Consider the following 16,118-nt stretch of genomic DNA (forward strand, 5'->3'; position numbering starts at 1 on the left):
GGGCGCATGGGGACCCTGTTGATCGTGGACGCCGCCAATGTCGTGGGCTCGGTGCCGGACGGCTGGTGGCGCGACCGCCGGGGCGCGGCGGAGCGGCTGCGGGACGGACTGCCGGCCTACGCCGACGACGGTGTCGCCGGGCAGCCCGGCCCGCTGGAGATCGTGCTCGTGGTGGAGGGCGCGGCCCGCGGCGTCGAGTCGGTGCCGGGCGTACGGGTCGAGTCGGCGGCCGGCAGCGGCGACGACCACATCGTCGGACTCGCCGCGGCGGCGCACGAGGCCGGGCAGGACTGCCTGGTCGTCACGGCCGACCGCGGCCTGCGCCGCCGGGTGGAGGAGCTCGGAGCGCGCTGCACGGGACCACGCACGGTGTACGGCGGTTCGCGCTGACCCAGGGCCTGTGGTCCGGATCAGCGCGCCCGGCGAGCTCCTCGGATCAGGCCTTGCCGGCGCCGTCGAGCCCGCGCTGCTCGCGGCCGAGACGGCTGGAGCGCCGCCCGTACGCCGCGTAGACCACGACGCCGATCAGCATCCAGACGCCGAAACGGAACCAGGTCTCGCCCGGCAGGTTCAGCATCAGCCAGACCGAGGCGGCCACCGAGAGGATCGGCACCACGGGCACCCACGGCGTGCGGAAGGCGCGCGGCAGGTCGGGCCGGGTGCGCCGCAGGATGACCACGCCGAGCGCGACGACGACGAACGCGAAGAGCGTGCCGATGTTCACCAGGGTGGCCAGTTCGTTGATGCTGGTGAAGCCGGCGACGATGGCGATCAGCACACCGAGGAGGACGGTCGGCCGGTACGGGGTGCGGAACTTCGGGTGGGTCTTCGAGAAGAAGGTCGGCAGCAGACCGTCCCGGCTCATCGCGAAGAACACCCGGGTCTGACCGAGCAGCAGGATCATGCACACCGTGGTCAGTCCGACCGCGGCGCCGAAACTGATCACGCCGCCGAAGAAGGGGGCGTCGACGGCTTTGAAGGCGTCGGCGAGTGGCGCGCTGACGGAGAGCTCGCTGTAGTGCTGCATGCCGGTGACGACGATCGACACCCCGACGTAGAGCACGGTGCAGATGAGCAGCGAGCCGAGGATGCCGCGGGGCATGTCGCGCTGCGGGAGCTTGGTCTCCTCCGCGGCGGTGGCGACCACGTCGAAGCCGATGAAGGCGAAGAAGACGATGGAGGCCGCCGTGAAGATGCCCATCACGCCGAAGTTGGTGGGCGCGTAACCGAAGAGCGTCTGGACGAGCGGCGCGTCCCAGCCGGAGCCCGCTGCCTGTTCCTGGGCCTTGGGGATGAACGGCTTGTAGTTGTCGGCCTTGATGAAGAAGGCGCCGGCGACGATGACGATCAGCACCACGGCGACCTTGATGGCGACGACGATGGCGGTGATCCGCGCGGAGAGCTTCATGCCCACGACGAGGATCGCGGTGAGGACCAGGATGAGCGCGAAGGCCAGGATGTCGAAGGTGCCGCCCGGCACGTCGGGTCCCTGCAGTGCGTCGGGCAGGTGCCAGCCCACGTTGTCCATCAGGGAGCGCACGTAGCCGGACCAGCCGACGGCCACCACCGCCGTGCCGAGGGCGAATTCGAGGACCAGGTCCCAGCCGATGATCCAGGCCGGCAGTTCACCGAGCGAGGCGTACGAGAAGGTGTACGCCGATCCGGCCACCGGGAGGCTGGAGGCGAACTCGGCGTAGCACAGGGCCGCGAGCGCGCAGACGACACCGGCGACGACGAAGGACAGGGCGGTCGCCGGACCCGCGGTCTCCTTGGCGACCTTGCCGGTCAGGACGAAGATGCCGGTCCCGATGACGACACCCACACCGAACACGGTGAGGTCGAGCGCGGAGAGCGACTTTCTGAGTCCGTGCTCCGGCTCTTCGGTGTCCCTGATCGACTGTTCGACGGACTTGGTCCGAAAGAGCGAGCTGCTCACGGCCTACCTCCCACGCTGGTCGTGGTCGACATGGTCTGTATGACGCCTTCACGTGTGCCCCGCGCCACGTGGGTTTCATACGAAAGAACCGGCCGGTACACCCGCAATGGTGTACCGACCGGCTCAGTCGGCTCTTCAGGATGCGCCCGCGGCGCGGATCAGTCCCTGGCAGGCTCCACCGCATCGGCCTCCGGGCGCTCGAAGCGGCCGTCGAGGCGGGAGACCAGGCCGGTGACCTGGCGGGCGATGTCCGGGGCGGTCAGGCCGATCTCGGCGAGGATCTCCTTGCGCGAGGCGTGGTCGAGGAAGCGCGGCGGGATGCCGAAGTCCCGCAGCGGTACGTCGACGCCGGCGTCGCGCAGGGCCTGCGCGACGGCCGAACCGACGCCGCCCGCACGGCCGTTGTCCTCGACGGTGACGACCACGCGGTGCTGCTCGGCGAGCGGGGCGAGGGCCTCGTCGACGGGCTTGACCCAGCGCGGGTCGACCACGGTGGTGGAGATGCCCTGCTTGTCGAGGAGCGAGGCGATCTCCAGGCACATCGGGGCGAGCGCGCCGACGGAGACGAGCAGTACGTCCGGGGTGTCGGTGCCTGCGCGGCGCAGCACGTCCATGCCGCCCGCGGTGCCGACGGCCGGTACCGCGGGGCCGACGACGCCCTTGGAGTAGCGGACCACGGTCGGGGCGTCGTCCACCTCGACGGCCTCGCGCAGCTGCAGGCGGACCTGTTCGGCGTCGCGCGGGGCGGCGAGCCGCAGGCCGGGGACGCACTGCAGGATCGACATGTCCCACATGCCGTTGTGCGAGGCGCCGTCGTCGCCGGTGACGCCCGCCCGGTCCAGTACGAAGGTGACGCCGCACTTGTGCAGGGCCACGTCCATCAGGAGCTGGTCGAAGGCGCGGTTGAGGAAGGTGGCGTACACCGCGAAGACCGGGTGCAGGCCGCCGGTGGCCAGGCCCGCCGCGGTCACCGCGGCGTGCTGCTCGGCGATGCCGACGTCGTAGACCCGTTTCGGGAAGGCCTCGGCGAACTTCTTCAGGCCGACCGGCTGCAGCATGGCCGCCGTGATGGCGACGATGTCCTTCCGCTCCTCGCCGAGCTTGACCATCTCGTCGCCGAAGACCGACGTCCAGGAGGCTGCGGACGCCTTGATGGGCAGACCGGTGTCGGGGTGGATCGGGCCGATGCCGTGGAAGCGGTCGGCCTCGTCCTGCTCGGCCGGCTGGTAACCGCGGCCCTTCTCGGTGAGGCAGTGCACGATGACCGGCCCGCCGAAGCGCTTGGCGCGGGTGAGCGCGGACTCCAGGGCCTCGATGTCGTGGCCGTCGATCGGGCCGACGTACTTCAGGCCGAGGTCCTCGAACATGCCCTGGGGGGCGATGAAGTCCTTCAGGCCCTTCTTCGCGCCGTGCAGGGTCTCGTAGAGCGGGCGGCCGACGACCGGGGTGCGCTCCAGGACCTCCTTGGTACGGCTCAGGAAGCGCTCGTAGCCGTCGGTGGTGCGCAGGGTCGCCAGGTGGTTCGCGAGGCCGCCGATGGTCGGTGCGTAGGAACGCTCGTTGTCGTTGACGACGAGGACCAGGGGGCGGTCCTTGGCGGCGGCGATGTTGTTCAGCGCCTCCCAGGCCATGCCGCCGGTCAGGGCGCCGTCGCCGATGACGGCGACCACGTGGTCGTCCCGCTCGAGCACCTCGTTGGCCTTGGCGAGTCCGTCGGCCCAGCCGAGCACCGTCGAGGCGTGGCTGTTCTCGATCACGTCGTGCTCGGACTCGGCGCGGGACGGGTAGCCGGAGAGGCCGCCCTTGGCACGCAGGCGGTCGAAGTCCTGGCGGCCGGTGAGCAGCTTGTGGACATAGGACTGGTGTCCGGTGTCGAGGAGTACCCGGTCCTTCGGGGAGTCGAAGACGCGGTGCAGCGCGATGGTGAGCTCGACGACGCCCAGGTTGGGGCCGAGGTGGCCGCCGGTCTTGGAGACCGCGCCGACCAGGAAGGTGCGGATCTCGGCCGCCAGCTCCTCGAGCTGTTCGTGGCTGAGCCCGTCCAGGTCACGCGGCCCCTTGATACGGGTCAGCATGCCCGGCTTTCGCCCACCACCCGGGACGGACGCGCTTTGCGCGGCTGCCATACGCCGTGCCTCCTTGCAGTAGAGCCGTAGAGCTGTTCGAGCTGCTCCGGGTCTGTCGAGTCTAATGTTCCGCCACGCACGCGCCGCGTGGGGTACGCCACCTGTACGGCCGGGCGGACGGGTGCCCCGGAACATGACGCAGGCGTGCCCGGCACCGGTTGCTCCGGTGCCGGGCACGCCCGGTGACGCAAGGGGCTCGGTGACGAGCCCCAGCGGTCCGCGTCAGGTGCGGCCCGCGCTCTTCTGGGTCCTGCGGGACAGCGAGTCGATCACGACAGCGGCGAGCAGCACCGCACCGGTGATCATGAACTGGATCTCGCTCGCCATGCCGAGCAGGTTGAGTCCCTGCTGGATGGCCTGCAGGACGAGCATGCCGAGCAGGGCCGACCAGACCTTGCCGCGGCCACCGAAGAGACTGGTGCCGCCGATCACCGCGGCGGCGATCACCAGCATCAGGGTGTTGCCGGCGCCCAGGTTCTTCGTCGCACCGCCGGAGAGCGAGGCGATGAAGAGGCCGCCGAAGGCCGCGAGCATGCCGGAGATCGCGAAGACCGTGATGCGGATCCGGTCGACGTTGATACCGGCACGACGGGCGGCCTCGGCGTTGCCGCCCACCGCGAAGACCTGGCGGCCGAAGGTGGTGCGGCGGGCCACGAAGTCCGCGATCAGCACGACCGCGAGGAACAGCACCAGGGCCAGCGGCAGACCGCGGGAGCCCTCGAGCTCGTTCAGGACGTAGGCGGTGGCGAGCACCAGGACCGCGACGACGCCGGTGCGCAGCGCGATCTCGCTGGTCGGCCGGGACGGCAGGTTGGCCGCCTTGCGGCGCCGGGTGTCGATGAACAGCGACCCGGCGTACAGGACGATCGCGACGATGGCCAGGGCGTACGCGACGGCCTTGTCCTCGAAGAAGTAGCCGGTCAGGTTCTCGACGACGCCGCCGGTGGGCGCATTGATGCTGCCCTCCTTGCCCATCAGCCAGATCTGCAGACCGCTCCAGCCGAGGAAGCCCGCGAGGGTGACCACGAAGGCGGGTACGCCGATCTTGGCGAAGAAGAAGCCGTGCAGCGCGCCGATGGCCGTACCGGCGAGCACGGCGACGATGACCGAGGGCCAGTCGCCCCAGCCGTTGGAGACGTTGAGGACGGCCCAGACCGCGGCGCCCGTGCCCGCGACCGAGCCGACCGACAGGTCGATCTCGCCGAGCAGCAGTACGAACACGATGCCGACGGCCATGATGCCGAGGCCGGAGGTGAAGACGGCGATGTTGGTCAGGCTGCTCGCCGACAGGAACTTGTCGTTCTGTGCCTGGAAGACGATCGCGATGACGATCAGGCCGATGACGACGGGCAGCGAGCCCAGCTCGCCGCCGCGGATGCGGCGGGTGAACTCGGTGAGGTAGCCCTTGAACCCCTCCTCGCGCACGAGGAGTCGGGGGTCGACGGCGGCGGGTGCGGGTGCCGCGGAGCCCTCGTCGGCCGCGGGGGCGGCCTCGTCGGCGTCCGCTGCGTTCTTCTTGAGGTCGCTCACTTCGCGTCCTCCTTCGTGACCGTGCTGTCGGTGGCGCCACTGGTGCGTGCCCTGCGGCGGGTCACGGCATTGTCGGAGGCTCCGGTGATCGCCGCGATGATCTCTTCGTGGCTGGTGTTCTCTACGTCGTAGACACCGTTGTTGCGGCCGAGGCGCAGCACCGCGACGCGGTCCGCGACGGCCTGTACGTCGGCCATGTTGTGGCTGACGAGGATGACGCCGTGGCCTCGTTCACGCAGCCGCTCGACCAGGTCGAGGACCTGTGCGGTCTGCTCGACGCCGAGGGCGGCGGTCGGCTCGTCGAGGATGACCACCTTCGGGTCGCCGACGAGCGCGCGGGCGATGGCGACGACCTGGCGCTGGCCGCCGGAGAGCGAGGCGACCGGGATGCGGACGCTGGGGATGCGGATGGAGAGCGTCTCGAGCAGCTCCTTGGCCCGCTTCTCCATGGCGATCTCGTCCAGGATCGTGCTCTTGCGGACCTCGCTGCCGAGGAACAGGTTGGCGACGACGTCGAGGTTGTCGCAGAGCGCGAGGTCCTGGTAGACGGTGGCGACGCCGAGTCCCTGGGCGTCGTGCGGCCGCTGAATGCGGACCGACTTGCCTTCCCACTCGATGGTGCCGTCGTCGATCGGGTGGACCCCCGAGATGGTCTTGACGAGGGTGGACTTGCCGGCGCCGTTGTCGCCCACAAGGGCGACCACCTCACCGGCGCGGATCTCCAGGTCGACGTCGGTCAGCGCCTGGACGGCACCGAACCGCTTGGAGACTCCGCGCAACGCCAGCACGGGCGATGCGGACACGTGAATCAGCTCCTTCGCCGCCGTTGTTCGGCGGGGAACGGGTGCGCTCGTACCGGCGACGGCCGGTACGGCGCGGAAGGCTAGGGCGCGGAACGCGGCGCCCGGGGCCCGCCCGCCGACAGCGGGGTGGAGGTCGGCGGGCAGGCGCCCGGGTCGCCGCGCGGCGGCGGGGAGACGGGCCGGGTGACCCGGGGCCTCCCCGCCGCGCGTGCCGCGGACGGGAGTTACTTGATACCGGCCGCTGCGCAGGCCTTCTTGAACTCCGCGGTGCAGATCTCGCTGGTCTTGTAGACCTTGTCCTTGACGACCGTGTCCTTGAGCTCGTCCTTGGTCACGACCTGGGCGTCGTAGAGCTTCGCGGGCGTGCCCTTGAACTCACCGCTGATCGAGTTGACCTTGGTGGGCGTGAGGTCCTTGATGTCCTTGTCCTCGAGCAGACGGACCGCGATCTCGGCGGTGGTCTCGGCCTCCGGCTTGATCTGCTTGTAGATCGTGAAGGCCTGCTTGCCGGACAGGACCCGCTGGACACCGGCGAGTTCGGCGTCCTGACCGCCGACCGGGACCTTCACGCCGCGCTTGTCGAGCGCGGTGATGATGCCGCCGGCCATGCCGTCGTTGGCGGAGTAGACGCCCTCGAAGCCGTCCTTGCCGAGGGAGTCGATGGCCGCGGCCATCTTCTTGTTCGCCTCGTCCGGCGACCAGTCCGGGATGTCCTGCTCGTAGACGACCTTGCCGACCTGCTTGTCCAGGACGGTGTGCGCGCCCTTCTTGAACAGCGGGGCGTTCGGGTCGGTCGGCGAGCCGTTGATCATGACGACGTTGGCTTTCTTGGCCTTGTCGCCGAGCGCCTTGACCAGGCCCTCGCCCTGCAGGCGGCCGATCTTCTCGTTGTCGTAGCTCACGTAGGCGTCCAGCGGACCCTCGGCGAGACGGTCGTACGCGACGACCTTGACGCCCTGGTCCTTGGCCTTCTTCACCCAGGACTTGGTGGCCTTGAAGTCCACCGAGTCCAGGATGATCACCTTGACACCCTCGGTGAGCAGTGCCTCGAACTGCTTCTTCTGGGTCTCGGTGTCCTGCGCGGCGTTGTTGTACTTGACATCGCAGTCGTCGCAGAGCTCGGCGATCTTCTTCTCGATGATCGGCCGGTCGAAGGTCTCGTAGCGCGTGGTCTTGTTCTCCGGCAGCAGCAGACCGATGGTCTTGTTGTCGCCGTCGCCGCCCGAGTCCTTGTCGCCGGCCTTGCCACAGGCGGTCATGGCGAGGGCCATGGAGACCGTCGCGGTACCGATGACGACGCGGCGCGTCATTGCGTTCATTGGGGTGCCTCCCTGACGTGGCCGCGTCCTTGCGACCGAGGTGACCGGAAGTCAACTCGGCCGCGAGGGCAGCGTCAAGGAGTAAATCCTTAACGAGATGACAACGGTGCCATGCGTTATCTAAGTGAAGGCAGGTACGGAGGCACCGATCGTGCCGTCCAAAAGGGTCGAATCGCCCATCTCGTTGAGCGCCAGAGCCAGCGCGCCCAGCACCTCGGCCCGCCCGCCGAGCGCCCCTGGAAGCACCGAGAGCTGCCGCGCCGCACTGGGGATCGCGTACCGCCCCACCGACTCCCGGATGGGCCCGAGGACCAGCTCACCGGACTCGGCGAGGTCGCCGCCGAGCACCACTCGGGAGGGGTTGAGCAGATTGCACAGGTTGGCCACTCCGCTGCCGATGTGGCGTCCGACGTCGGCGATCACCCGCCGGCAGCCCGGATCGCCCTCACGGGCCATGCGGACGACCTTCTCCATGCTCAGGTCCGTACCGTGGCTCGACTCCAGGAGCGGCAGCACGTACCGGGCGGCGGTGAAGGTCTCCAGACAGCCGCGGTTGCCGCACCGGCACACCGGTCCCGCCTCGTCGAGCGTGATGTGCCCGATCTCGCCCGCGGTGCCGCCGGGGCCGCGGTAGATCTCGCCGTTGATCACCAGACCGGATCCGACGCCGCTGGCGACCTTGATGTACGCCAGGTCCTTCACGCCGCGTCCGCTGCCCCAGACGAGCTCGCCGAGCGCGCCCAGGTTCGCGTCGTTGTCGACGGCCACCGGGACGCCCAGACGGGCGCGCAGCTCCTCGGCGGGGTTGGTGCCCGTCCAGCCCGGCAGGATGGATGTGGAGCCGAGCGTGCCGGACTCCACGTCGATCGGACCGGGGACACCGAGGCCCACACCCGCCACCTTGGCGCGGTCCATGCCGGTGCCGTCGATCAAGCGGCCGACGAGTTCGTGGGCCCGGTCGAGGCCCTGGGCGGCCGAGGCGTCCACGTCCAGCGGCTCGGCCTCCTCGGCGAGCACCTGGTGGGCCAGATTGCCCACCGCCACCCGCAGGTGGGTATGGCCGAAGTCGACGCCGACCACCAGGCCGGCGTCGCCGCTGAGCGAGACGCTGCGGGCTCTGCGGCCGCCCGCCGAGGTGGGGGTCACCTCGACCGTTCCGCCGTCCTTCAGCTCGCGCACGATGTTGGACACGGTCGCCGCCGACAGGCCCGTCGACCTGGCGATCTCGGCCTGAGTGAGCGATCCCGCCCTGCGGACGGCACGGACCACGCGCTCGAGATTCGCCCGGTGCAACGACGTCTGCGATCCCGGAGTCTCCATTGACTCAACTGCTCCCGCTCTTGAATCCAACATGTGAACTCTAAATAGAGACTTTGCCGCCACGTCCCGTCAAGTACTTGAGCAGAACGCGGAAAGCGCCCGGCGGCGGTCGGGCCGACAGGCGCTTCGATGCCGGTACGTGGGCACGTACCGGCGGTACCGCGCTACTTCACGGATCCGGCCGTGAGCCCGGAGACCACGTGCCGCTCGATGAACGCGAACAACACGATGACCGGCACGATCGCCACCACCGAAGCGGCGAACAGGTAGTTCCACTCCACCGTGTAGGCACCGATGAAGTTGTTGATGCCGACGGTGAGGGGCTGCTTGTCGGGCTCCGTGGTGAGTGTGAGGCCCATCACGAACTCGTTCCAGGAGGTGATGAAAGTGAAGATGACCGCGGTCACCACTCCGGGCAGCGCGAGCGGCAGCGTCACCTTCACCATCGCGCCGAACCGGCTCGCGCCGTCCACCATCGCCGCCTCCTCCAGTTCGGGCGGGATGGAGCTGATGTAGGCGGTCAGGATCCAGACGGCGAACGCGAGGTTGAACGCCGCGTTCGTGAGGATCAGCGTCCACACCGAGTTGAGCATCTCCAGCTGGTGGAACTCGCGGTAGAGACCGACGAGCAGCGCGGTCGGCTGGAACATCTGCGTGACGAGCACGAGGAGCAGGAAGATCTTGCGCCCGCGGAAGCGCACCCGCGCCGTGTAGTACGCGGCCGGCAGCGACACCAGCAGGACGAGCAATGTGGCGCCGCCCGCGACGAGCAGCGTGACCTGAAGGTTCTGCCCGAGCTCCGATTCCTTCCAGACCTCGATGAAGTTCGACCACTCGAGGTTCTGCGGCAGGTAAGTCCGGTCCCTGAGCTCGCTCTTGGGCCGCAGTGCGGTGACGACCATCTCCAGGTACGGCGCGAGGAACAGCGCCGCGAGCAGCCAGGCGACGGCCGTGACGACCAGCGTGCGGGGCCGGAAGGTGCGCTTCTTGGGCGGTCGGGGTTCGGGCGTGGGCGTCGTACTGCCCCGGGTCGCCGTGGCGGTGGCCATCAGTCCTCCTCGTTCCACCGGCTGACCTTCAGGAAGATCAGCACGAGCACCACGACCATCGCGAAGTTGACCACGGACATCGCGGCGGACTCCCCGATGTCGGTCTCCTTCAGCTTGTACATGAACACCATGGTCGTGGAGGTGTCATGGCCCGGGCCGCCCTGCGTCATGGCCCAGATGATCGGGAAGGAGTTGAAGACGTTGATGAGGTTGATGACCACGCCGACCAGGAAGGCGGGCCGCAGCATCGGCAGCGTGACATGGCGGTACGTCTGCCAGGGCCCCGATCCGTCGAGTCGCGCCGCCTCGTAGACGTCGGACGGGATGGTCTGCAGTCCCGCGAGCAGCGTGTACGTGGTGAACGGCAGCGAGACGAAGACCGCGACCGCCATCATCCACGGCCAGGCCGTCGACGAACTACCCAGCCAGTCCTTGGAGTTGTCGATGATTCCGAGGTCGAGCATCAGGGTGTTCAGGACGCCCGCGGTGCGGTTGAGCATCCACTTGAAGCCGATCGCGGTCATCAGGACGGATGCGGCCCACGGGGCGATGAGCGCCCAGCGGGTGATGCGCCGGCCGGGGAACTTCTGGTTGAACAGCTGGGCGAGGGCCAGTGAGAGCAGCATCGTCACGGACACCACGACGACGGTCCAGACGACCGTCCACACCAGCACCGAGGCGAAGTCGGTCTCCTCGAAGAGCTTCTTGTACTTGTCCGTGCCGGCGCTGCCGCGGACGATGCCGGCGATGGAGATGTTCAGGAACGAGGTGCGGACCAGCTCGAAGATCGGCCAGATGACCACCACGAGGATCAGCAGGATGACGGGCGCAATCCAGGGCAGCGGGCCGAGCCGGGCGATGCCGCTGCGGCGGCTCTTCGGCCTGGGTGCGCGCCCGCCCCGTCCCCGGCCTGGCTCGACCGGGGACGGAGGGGCCTTCAGTGACACGAGCTCTCCTTGTGAAGAGGGTGAACGCAGCGCGGGAGCCGCCTACTTGACGTCGGCGGCCGCGGTCTCGGCCTTCTTCTGCAGGTCACCGAGGACGCTCTTCGGATTGTCCGTGACGGCCTTGCCGCCGGTCTTCTTGATCTCGGCGGAGACGACGTCCCAGGCCGGGTCGCCCAGCGGGTAGAACTTGGCGTCCGGCAGCACCTCGAAGAGCGGCTCCAGGTCCTTGTGCTTGCCGCTGGACTGCATCTGCTCGAGCGCGTCCTGAGTGACAGGCATCAGGTTGTACATCTCGTCGAAGGTGAGCATCTTCTTCTGGTACGTGAAGTCCAGGAGCTTCTTCACGCCCTCCTTCTCGGCGCCGCCGTCCTTGAACGCCATCATCCAGTCGGCCACACCGAGGGTGCTCTCGAGCGGGCCCTCCTTGCCGGGAATCGGCACGACGCCGTAGTCGACCTTGCCGTCCTTGGCCATCTGGATGAGGCTCGGGTGGCCGTTGAGCATGCCGACCTTGCCCGCCGCGAAGTCGGCGAAGGCTGTCTTGCGGTCGGTGGAGGCGGGGTTGGGGTACGTCAGGCCCGGCTTGACGAGGTTCTTCGACAGCCACTGGAAGGTCTCGACGTTCTTCGCGCTGTCGATGGTGTACTTGCCCGACTCGTCGGTGTAACCGCCGCCGTTGCCGAGCTCCCACATCATCGTCTCGCCCTGGGTCTCCTCGGGGCCGAGCGGGAGGGCGTACGGGGTGTCGGCGGCCTTCTTGTCCTTGATCTTCCCTGCGGCGTCGGCGAGTTCGTCCCAGGTGGTGGGCGGGTCCTTCACGCCGGCCTTCTCGAGGATCTCCTTGTTGTAGAAGAGCACGCGGCTCGAGGAGACCCACGGGATGCCGTACTGGGTGCCGTCCACCTCTCCGGCCTCGGCGAAGGACGGTATGAGGAGGTCCTTCGTCTTGGGTGAGAGCACGTCGTCGGCCTTGTAGAGCAGGTCGTCGGCGACCTTGTCCGCGTAGCCGCCGGTCTGCAGCAGGTCGGGCATGTCGCCCGCCTGGATCATGTTCTTGACGGACTTGTCGATCTCGTTCCAGTTGATGACCTGGACCTCGACCTTGTAGCCGTCGTTGGCCTTCTCGAAGTCCTTGGCCACGTCCTGCCAGTACAGCTTGGAGGCGTTGGAGGCCTTGTCGCCGTAGTCCGCCGCGACCACCTTGATGGTCTTGCCGTCCCCGTCACTGCCGCTGTCGCCGCCGCAGGCGCTCAGTCCCAGAGCCATCGCGAGCGTCGCCGCCCCGGTGGCCATAACCCGATTCCTCATGCTGCTCACCCTTCAACATCGGTATCGACCAAACGCGGGCACTCAGGGGACCGCACACACCCCCTGCCCCCGCCGCGCCGTGGCGCAGACCCTACTCACGGCGATAATGGGCACGACAGGCCTAGACCACTTTCGTGGCCAAGCTGAAATCACCGGTGTCCAGGGTCACTTGAGCGCCCCGGCGGTCAGTCCTGCCTGCACCTGCCGCTGGAAGACGATGTAGACCACGAGCACCGGAAGCATCGCGATCGTCAGTCCCGCGAAGAGCGCTCCCCAGTCGCCGCGATAGCCCTGGTTCACGGCGAGCGCGGCAAGTCCCTGCGGGAGCACGTACTTGCTCTCGTCCTCGTTGTTGAGCAGCAGTGGGAGCAGGTACTGGTTCCACTGCCCGAGGAAGTTGAAGATGCCGATACTCACCAGGCCCGGCTTGGCCATCGGCAGCATGATCTGGAAGAACGTCCGTGTGTGGGACGCCCCGTCGACCATCGCCGCTTCCTGGACGCCGGTGGGCAGCGTCCGGAAGAACGACGTGAGGAAGAACGTCGTGAACGGCAGCGAGTAGGCGATGTACGCGATCATCAGGCCCTGTCTGGTCTCCAGGATCCCGAAGTTGTCCATCACCGCGTACAGCGGCACCAGGGCGAGGATGACCGGGAACATCATGCCGCCGGCGAACAGCATGAAGACGAACCGGTTGCCGGGGAAGGTGAAGCGGGCGATCACGTACGCCGCCATCGAGCCGAGCAGCATGGTGCCGGTCAGCGAACCCGCCAGGATCGTCAGGGAGTTGACGACGTAGAGGCCGATATTGGCCTCGCTCCAGGCGTTGCTGAAGTTCTCCCAGTGCAGGGACGTCGTGAAGCCCATCGGGTCGTTCAGGATGTCGCCCGAGGTACGGAAGGCCGTCATCACCACCCAGATGAGCGGCCCCGCCGCCATCACCACCCACAGGACGAGGAAGGCGTGCGAGAAGACGTTCAACGTGGCGTTCTCCCGGACCGGCTTCGCCTTGTCCGTCGCCTCGCGCGGCGAACCGGCCCTGCGGGAGGTGGTCTTGAGTGTGCTCATGGTCTGCGCGCTCCCGAGGGCTTCAGTATTCGATCCGGTCGCGGCTCCCGACCCGCATGATGATCAGGGAGAACACCACGCTGAGGACGAGGAGCACGACACCGATGGAGGTGGCGTAGCCGTACTGGCCTTCCTGGAAGCGCTCGTAGAGATAGACCGGAGTGACCTTCAGGACATGCTTCGGCATCATCACCAGGACGATGGCGAAGGAGTCGAGGGCCTGGATGCCCATGTAGATCCAGCCGGTGCGCACGGTGTCCCAGATCAGCGGCAGGGTCACATTGAAGAACGTCCGGGAGCGGCCCGCGCCGTCGAGCAGCGCCGCCTCGTAGATGTCCCTCGGGATCGCCCCCATGGCCGCGGAGAACAGCACCACGTAGAAGCCGACGAAGCTCCAGGACAGGACGGTGAGCATGGCGATCAGGGCCCAGCTGTACTCACCGCCGAGCCAGGCCGGTCCGTCGACGCCGAAGACGTCCAACGAGCCGTTGATCAGGCCGCTGTTGGTGTTGAACACGCGGCCCCAGATCACCGCGATGATCGCCACGGACAGGACCTGCGGGAAGAAGTAGACGACCTTGTACAGCGCCGATCCCGCGACGCCGGACACCGCCTGTCCCTTCCGGTGCCGGCCGCCCGCCGTGATCATGTAGGCGAAGAACATGCCGAGTACGAGGGTGGTGACCGGCGCGACGACGAGCAGCGTGATGCTGGTGGCCGTGGAGTCCCAGAACCGCTCGTCGTTCCACATCTTCACGTAGTTGTCGAACCCGATGAAGTTCGCCACCGGGCCGCCGGACCAGTCCGTGAAGGAGTAGTAGATCGCCTGCAGGAACGGCGAGATCACGAACAGCGCGTAGAACGCCAGCGGGATCGCCAGGAAGCCCACGATGAAGCGGTACTTGTCCAGCGTGCGGTACCGGCGGTCGTACCGTACGCGTTGCGGGGTGAACCGCGGCGGCAGCAGCACCGCCGCGGCGAACAGCAGCCGGCCGGGCGGCTTTTCGGCGACCGCCCCACCGGATTTCGTTTCCTTCGGCGGCCGTTCGTCCGCCCGTATGTCCGTGCTCACGCCTTCAGGCCTTCTTGACCTTGGTGACGTCGGGGTCCTTGACGATGCGGTCGCAGGCCTTCTGCATCGTGTCCATGGCCTCCTTCACCGACATGTCGCCGAGCATGAACTTGCCCATGACTGCGTTGAAGTCCTCGTCGAAGAGCTCGCCGTACCACTCCTTGAAGAAGGGGATGACGATGTTGTCGCCGGCGGCCGAGATGGCCTTCTGCGCGCTGTCCACACCGGGCGGCAGCTTCATGCCGTCGATCGCGCCCTTGAGGACGGGGATCGAGGAGACCTCCCTGAAGAGGTTCTGCGAGGCCTTCTTGCTGTACATCTGCCGCAGCCACTCCATGCCGCCCTGCACGTTGCGCGCCTTCTCCGGGATGAGGAAGGGCTCGCCGGGGGGTGAGTAGAGCGTGCCGAACGGCATGGCGTCGCCCTTGTCGAGCGACGGCGTGGCACCGACGGCCATCCGGAAGTCCTTGGGGGTGGTGTCCTTGGCCTCGTTCTCCACCCAGGATCCGTCGGGGACGAAGACGCACTTGCCCTTCGTCCAGGCGGTCTGCATCTCGGTGTGCGCCTCGGTGCCGTCGAATCCGGTGAGGACGTACTTCTTGGCCACCAGCTCCTCGAAGGCCTCGAACACGGACTTGACCGCGTCGTGCTTCCAGGCGTTCGGCTCCAAGTAGTCCATGGCTTCGATGACTTCGCGCCCGCCGACCTGAGCGAACATGGCGTACATGCTGAAGAGCATGTAGCGCGGGTGCCCGCCGGGGTAGCTCCAGCCGTGGATGCCCTTGGCCTTCGCCTTGCGGCAGACGGCGAGCATGTCGTCCCAGGTCTCGGGGTATTCGGAGTCGAGCTCGTCGTTGAGGACGCGCTGCGAGTACCAGTTGCCGTAGACGGTCACGGCGATGTTGAGCTGGTAACACCCCTTGGTGCCGAAGGCGCCCATCTCCCGCATGCCGGGGACGAGTGACTCCTCCACGGTGATGCTCGGGTCGTCGTAGGAGGGCGCCTTGAGCAGCTCGTCGAGGTCGGCCAACTGGCCGTTCTTGACCAGGGTTCCGGGGTTCATGTCGTCCGCGCCGGAGTTGTTGATCACGTCCGCGGAGGGCTTGCCCCGGATGATCTTCGTCTGCAGCTGCTGGGAGATCTTGGTGGTGGCCTTCTGGGTGGCCTTCGCCTTCGGGTACTGCTTCCCGTACATGTCGGTGACGAACTGGGCGTACTTGTCGCCGTATCCGCCGTCGAAGATGTACACCGTGAGCGGAGCGTTGTCCTTGACCCCGAGCGGGTTCTTCTTGGACTTGGTGCCCTTCTCGGCCTTGTCCTCGCTGCCGCCACCACTGGCGCAGGAGCTGAGGGCGCCGACTGCCGGCACGGTGAGCAGGCTCGCTGCTGCCGCCCTCTTCATCACATCACGACGGTTCACGCCTGTGGATCGCATGCTCACGACGTCTCCAGGACTCGGGCGGAGAAGCCGGTCCCGCGACTCGCCGGGTGGCGAACGGACCGGTACCGCAGGTCGGTTGAAGCTGGTCTGTTGTGCACGTACGACGGCTGCATGGCAAGAACTGGTAACCCGCCACTCAGGGTGCCGACAGGTATAGTCCACTCCTCGCCCGTAGAGCAAGATCGAATACAGCTTCCAT

13 protein-coding genes are annotated in these 16,118 nt (G+C 67.7%); 1 reads left to right on the forward strand and 12 read right to left on the reverse strand.

The annotated features are described in order from the left end of the window. Positions 1–6 precede the first annotated feature (6 nt). Positions 7–390 carry a PIN domain-containing protein gene (locus DSC45_RS12620; protein ID WP_119290223.1) on the forward strand — a complete coding sequence of 128 codons (384 nt, stop codon included), beginning with the start codon at positions 7–9 and terminating at the stop codon, positions 388–390. A gap of 46 nt (positions 391–436) precedes the next feature. On the opposite strand, the gene DSC45_RS12625 is transcribed toward DSC45_RS12620, so the two are convergent. The 12 genes from DSC45_RS12625 to ngcE form a co-directional block, all read right to left on the reverse strand. Next, on the reverse strand, positions 437–1,936 hold the full coding sequence (locus tag DSC45_RS12625) for an amino acid permease (protein WP_119290225.1): 1,500 nt from the start codon (positions 1,934–1,936) through the stop codon (positions 437–439). A 158-nt stretch (positions 1,937–2,094) separates the two neighbouring features. Beyond that, positions 2,095–4,011 (reverse strand): 1-deoxy-D-xylulose-5-phosphate synthase, encoded by a 1,917-nt coding sequence (gene dxs, locus DSC45_RS12630; protein ID WP_119290227.1) that lies wholly within the window; start codon positions 4,009–4,011, stop codon positions 2,095–2,097. A gap of 273 nt (positions 4,012–4,284) precedes the next feature. Beyond that, the gene (locus DSC45_RS12635) at positions 4,285–5,592 is read right to left on the reverse strand and encodes a sugar ABC transporter permease (protein ID WP_119290229.1); all 1,308 of its coding nucleotides are present in this window, start codon (positions 5,590–5,592) and stop codon (positions 4,285–4,287) included. Next, positions 5,589–6,404, reverse strand: a complete 816-nt coding sequence (locus DSC45_RS12640; RefSeq protein ID WP_119290231.1) for an ATP-binding cassette domain-containing protein — start codon at positions 6,402–6,404, stop codon at positions 5,589–5,591. The genes DSC45_RS12635 and DSC45_RS12640 overlap by 4 nt, the downstream gene beginning before the upstream one ends. 215 nt (positions 6,405–6,619) lie before the next feature. Further along, complete coding sequence (locus DSC45_RS12645) at positions 6,620–7,714, reverse strand: substrate-binding domain-containing protein (RefSeq protein ID WP_240434602.1); 1,095 nt, start codon at positions 7,712–7,714, stop codon at positions 6,620–6,622. Between the two features lie 120 nt (positions 7,715–7,834). Next, positions 7,835–9,034, reverse strand: a complete 1,200-nt coding sequence (locus DSC45_RS12650; protein ID WP_119290233.1) for an ROK family transcriptional regulator — start codon at positions 9,032–9,034, stop codon at positions 7,835–7,837. 164 nt (positions 9,035–9,198) lie between these two features. Continuing rightward, on the reverse strand, positions 9,199–10,083 hold the full coding sequence (locus DSC45_RS12655; RefSeq protein ID WP_119290235.1) for a carbohydrate ABC transporter permease: 885 nt from the start codon (positions 10,081–10,083) through the stop codon (positions 9,199–9,201). Next, positions 10,083–11,030: a carbohydrate ABC transporter permease gene (locus DSC45_RS12660; RefSeq protein ID WP_205571314.1), complete on the reverse strand. Its 948-nt coding sequence runs from the start codon at positions 11,028–11,030 to the stop codon at positions 10,083–10,085. Before DSC45_RS12660 ends, DSC45_RS12655 begins: the two co-directional genes overlap by 1 nt. 42 nt (positions 11,031–11,072) lie before the next feature. Beyond that, positions 11,073–12,338 carry an extracellular solute-binding protein gene (locus DSC45_RS12665; protein WP_240434603.1) on the reverse strand — a complete coding sequence of 422 codons (1,266 nt, stop codon included), beginning with the start codon at positions 12,336–12,338 and terminating at the stop codon, positions 11,073–11,075. A gap of 165 nt (positions 12,339–12,503) precedes the next feature. Then, positions 12,504–13,406, reverse strand: coding sequence for a carbohydrate ABC transporter permease (locus tag DSC45_RS12670; protein WP_119290237.1), 903 nt, complete (start codon positions 13,404–13,406; stop codon positions 12,504–12,506). A gap of 22 nt (positions 13,407–13,428) precedes the next feature. Beyond that, positions 13,429–14,370 (reverse strand): carbohydrate ABC transporter permease, encoded by a 942-nt coding sequence (locus DSC45_RS12675; RefSeq protein ID WP_240434622.1) that lies wholly within the window; start codon positions 14,368–14,370, stop codon positions 13,429–13,431. A 112-nt stretch (positions 14,371–14,482) separates the two neighbouring features. Further along, entirely contained in the window at positions 14,483–15,913 is a 1,431-nt protein-coding gene (ngcE, locus tag DSC45_RS12680; protein WP_119290239.1) for an N-acetylglucosamine/diacetylchitobiose ABC transporter substrate-binding protein, read from the reverse strand. Positions 15,914–16,118 lie beyond the last annotated feature (205 nt).

It is taken from the genome of Streptomyces sp. YIM 130001 (assembly GCF_003574445.1).
Classification (GTDB): Bacteria; Actinomycetota; Actinomycetes; order Streptomycetales; family Streptomycetaceae; genus Streptomyces.

Coding starts and splice junctions, on each gene's coding strand:
- DSC45_RS12620 (WP_119290223.1), top strand. CDS start 7: ATGGGGACCCTGTTGATCGTGGACGCCGCCAATGTCGTGGGCTCGGTG.
- dxs (WP_119290227.1), bottom strand. CDS start 4,011: ATGCTGACCCGTATCAAGGGGCCGCGTGACCTGGACGGGCTCAGCCAC.
- DSC45_RS12645 (WP_240434602.1), bottom strand. CDS start 7,714: ATGAACGCAATGACGCGCCGCGTCGTCATCGGTACCGCGACGGTCTCC.
- DSC45_RS12650 (WP_119290233.1), bottom strand. CDS start 9,034: ATGGAGACTCCGGGATCGCAGACGTCGTTGCACCGGGCGAATCTCGAG.
- DSC45_RS12655 (WP_119290235.1), bottom strand. CDS start 10,083: ATGGCCACCGCCACGGCGACCCGGGGCAGTACGACGCCCACGCCCGAA.
- DSC45_RS12665 (WP_240434603.1), bottom strand. CDS start 12,338: ATGAGGAATCGGGTTATGGCCACCGGGGCGGCGACGCTCGCGATGGCT.
- DSC45_RS12670 (WP_119290237.1), bottom strand. CDS start 13,406: ATGAGCACACTCAAGACCACCTCCCGCAGGGCCGGTTCGCCGCGCGAG.
- ngcE (WP_119290239.1), bottom strand. CDS start 15,913: ATGCGATCCACAGGCGTGAACCGTCGTGATGTGATGAAGAGGGCGGCA.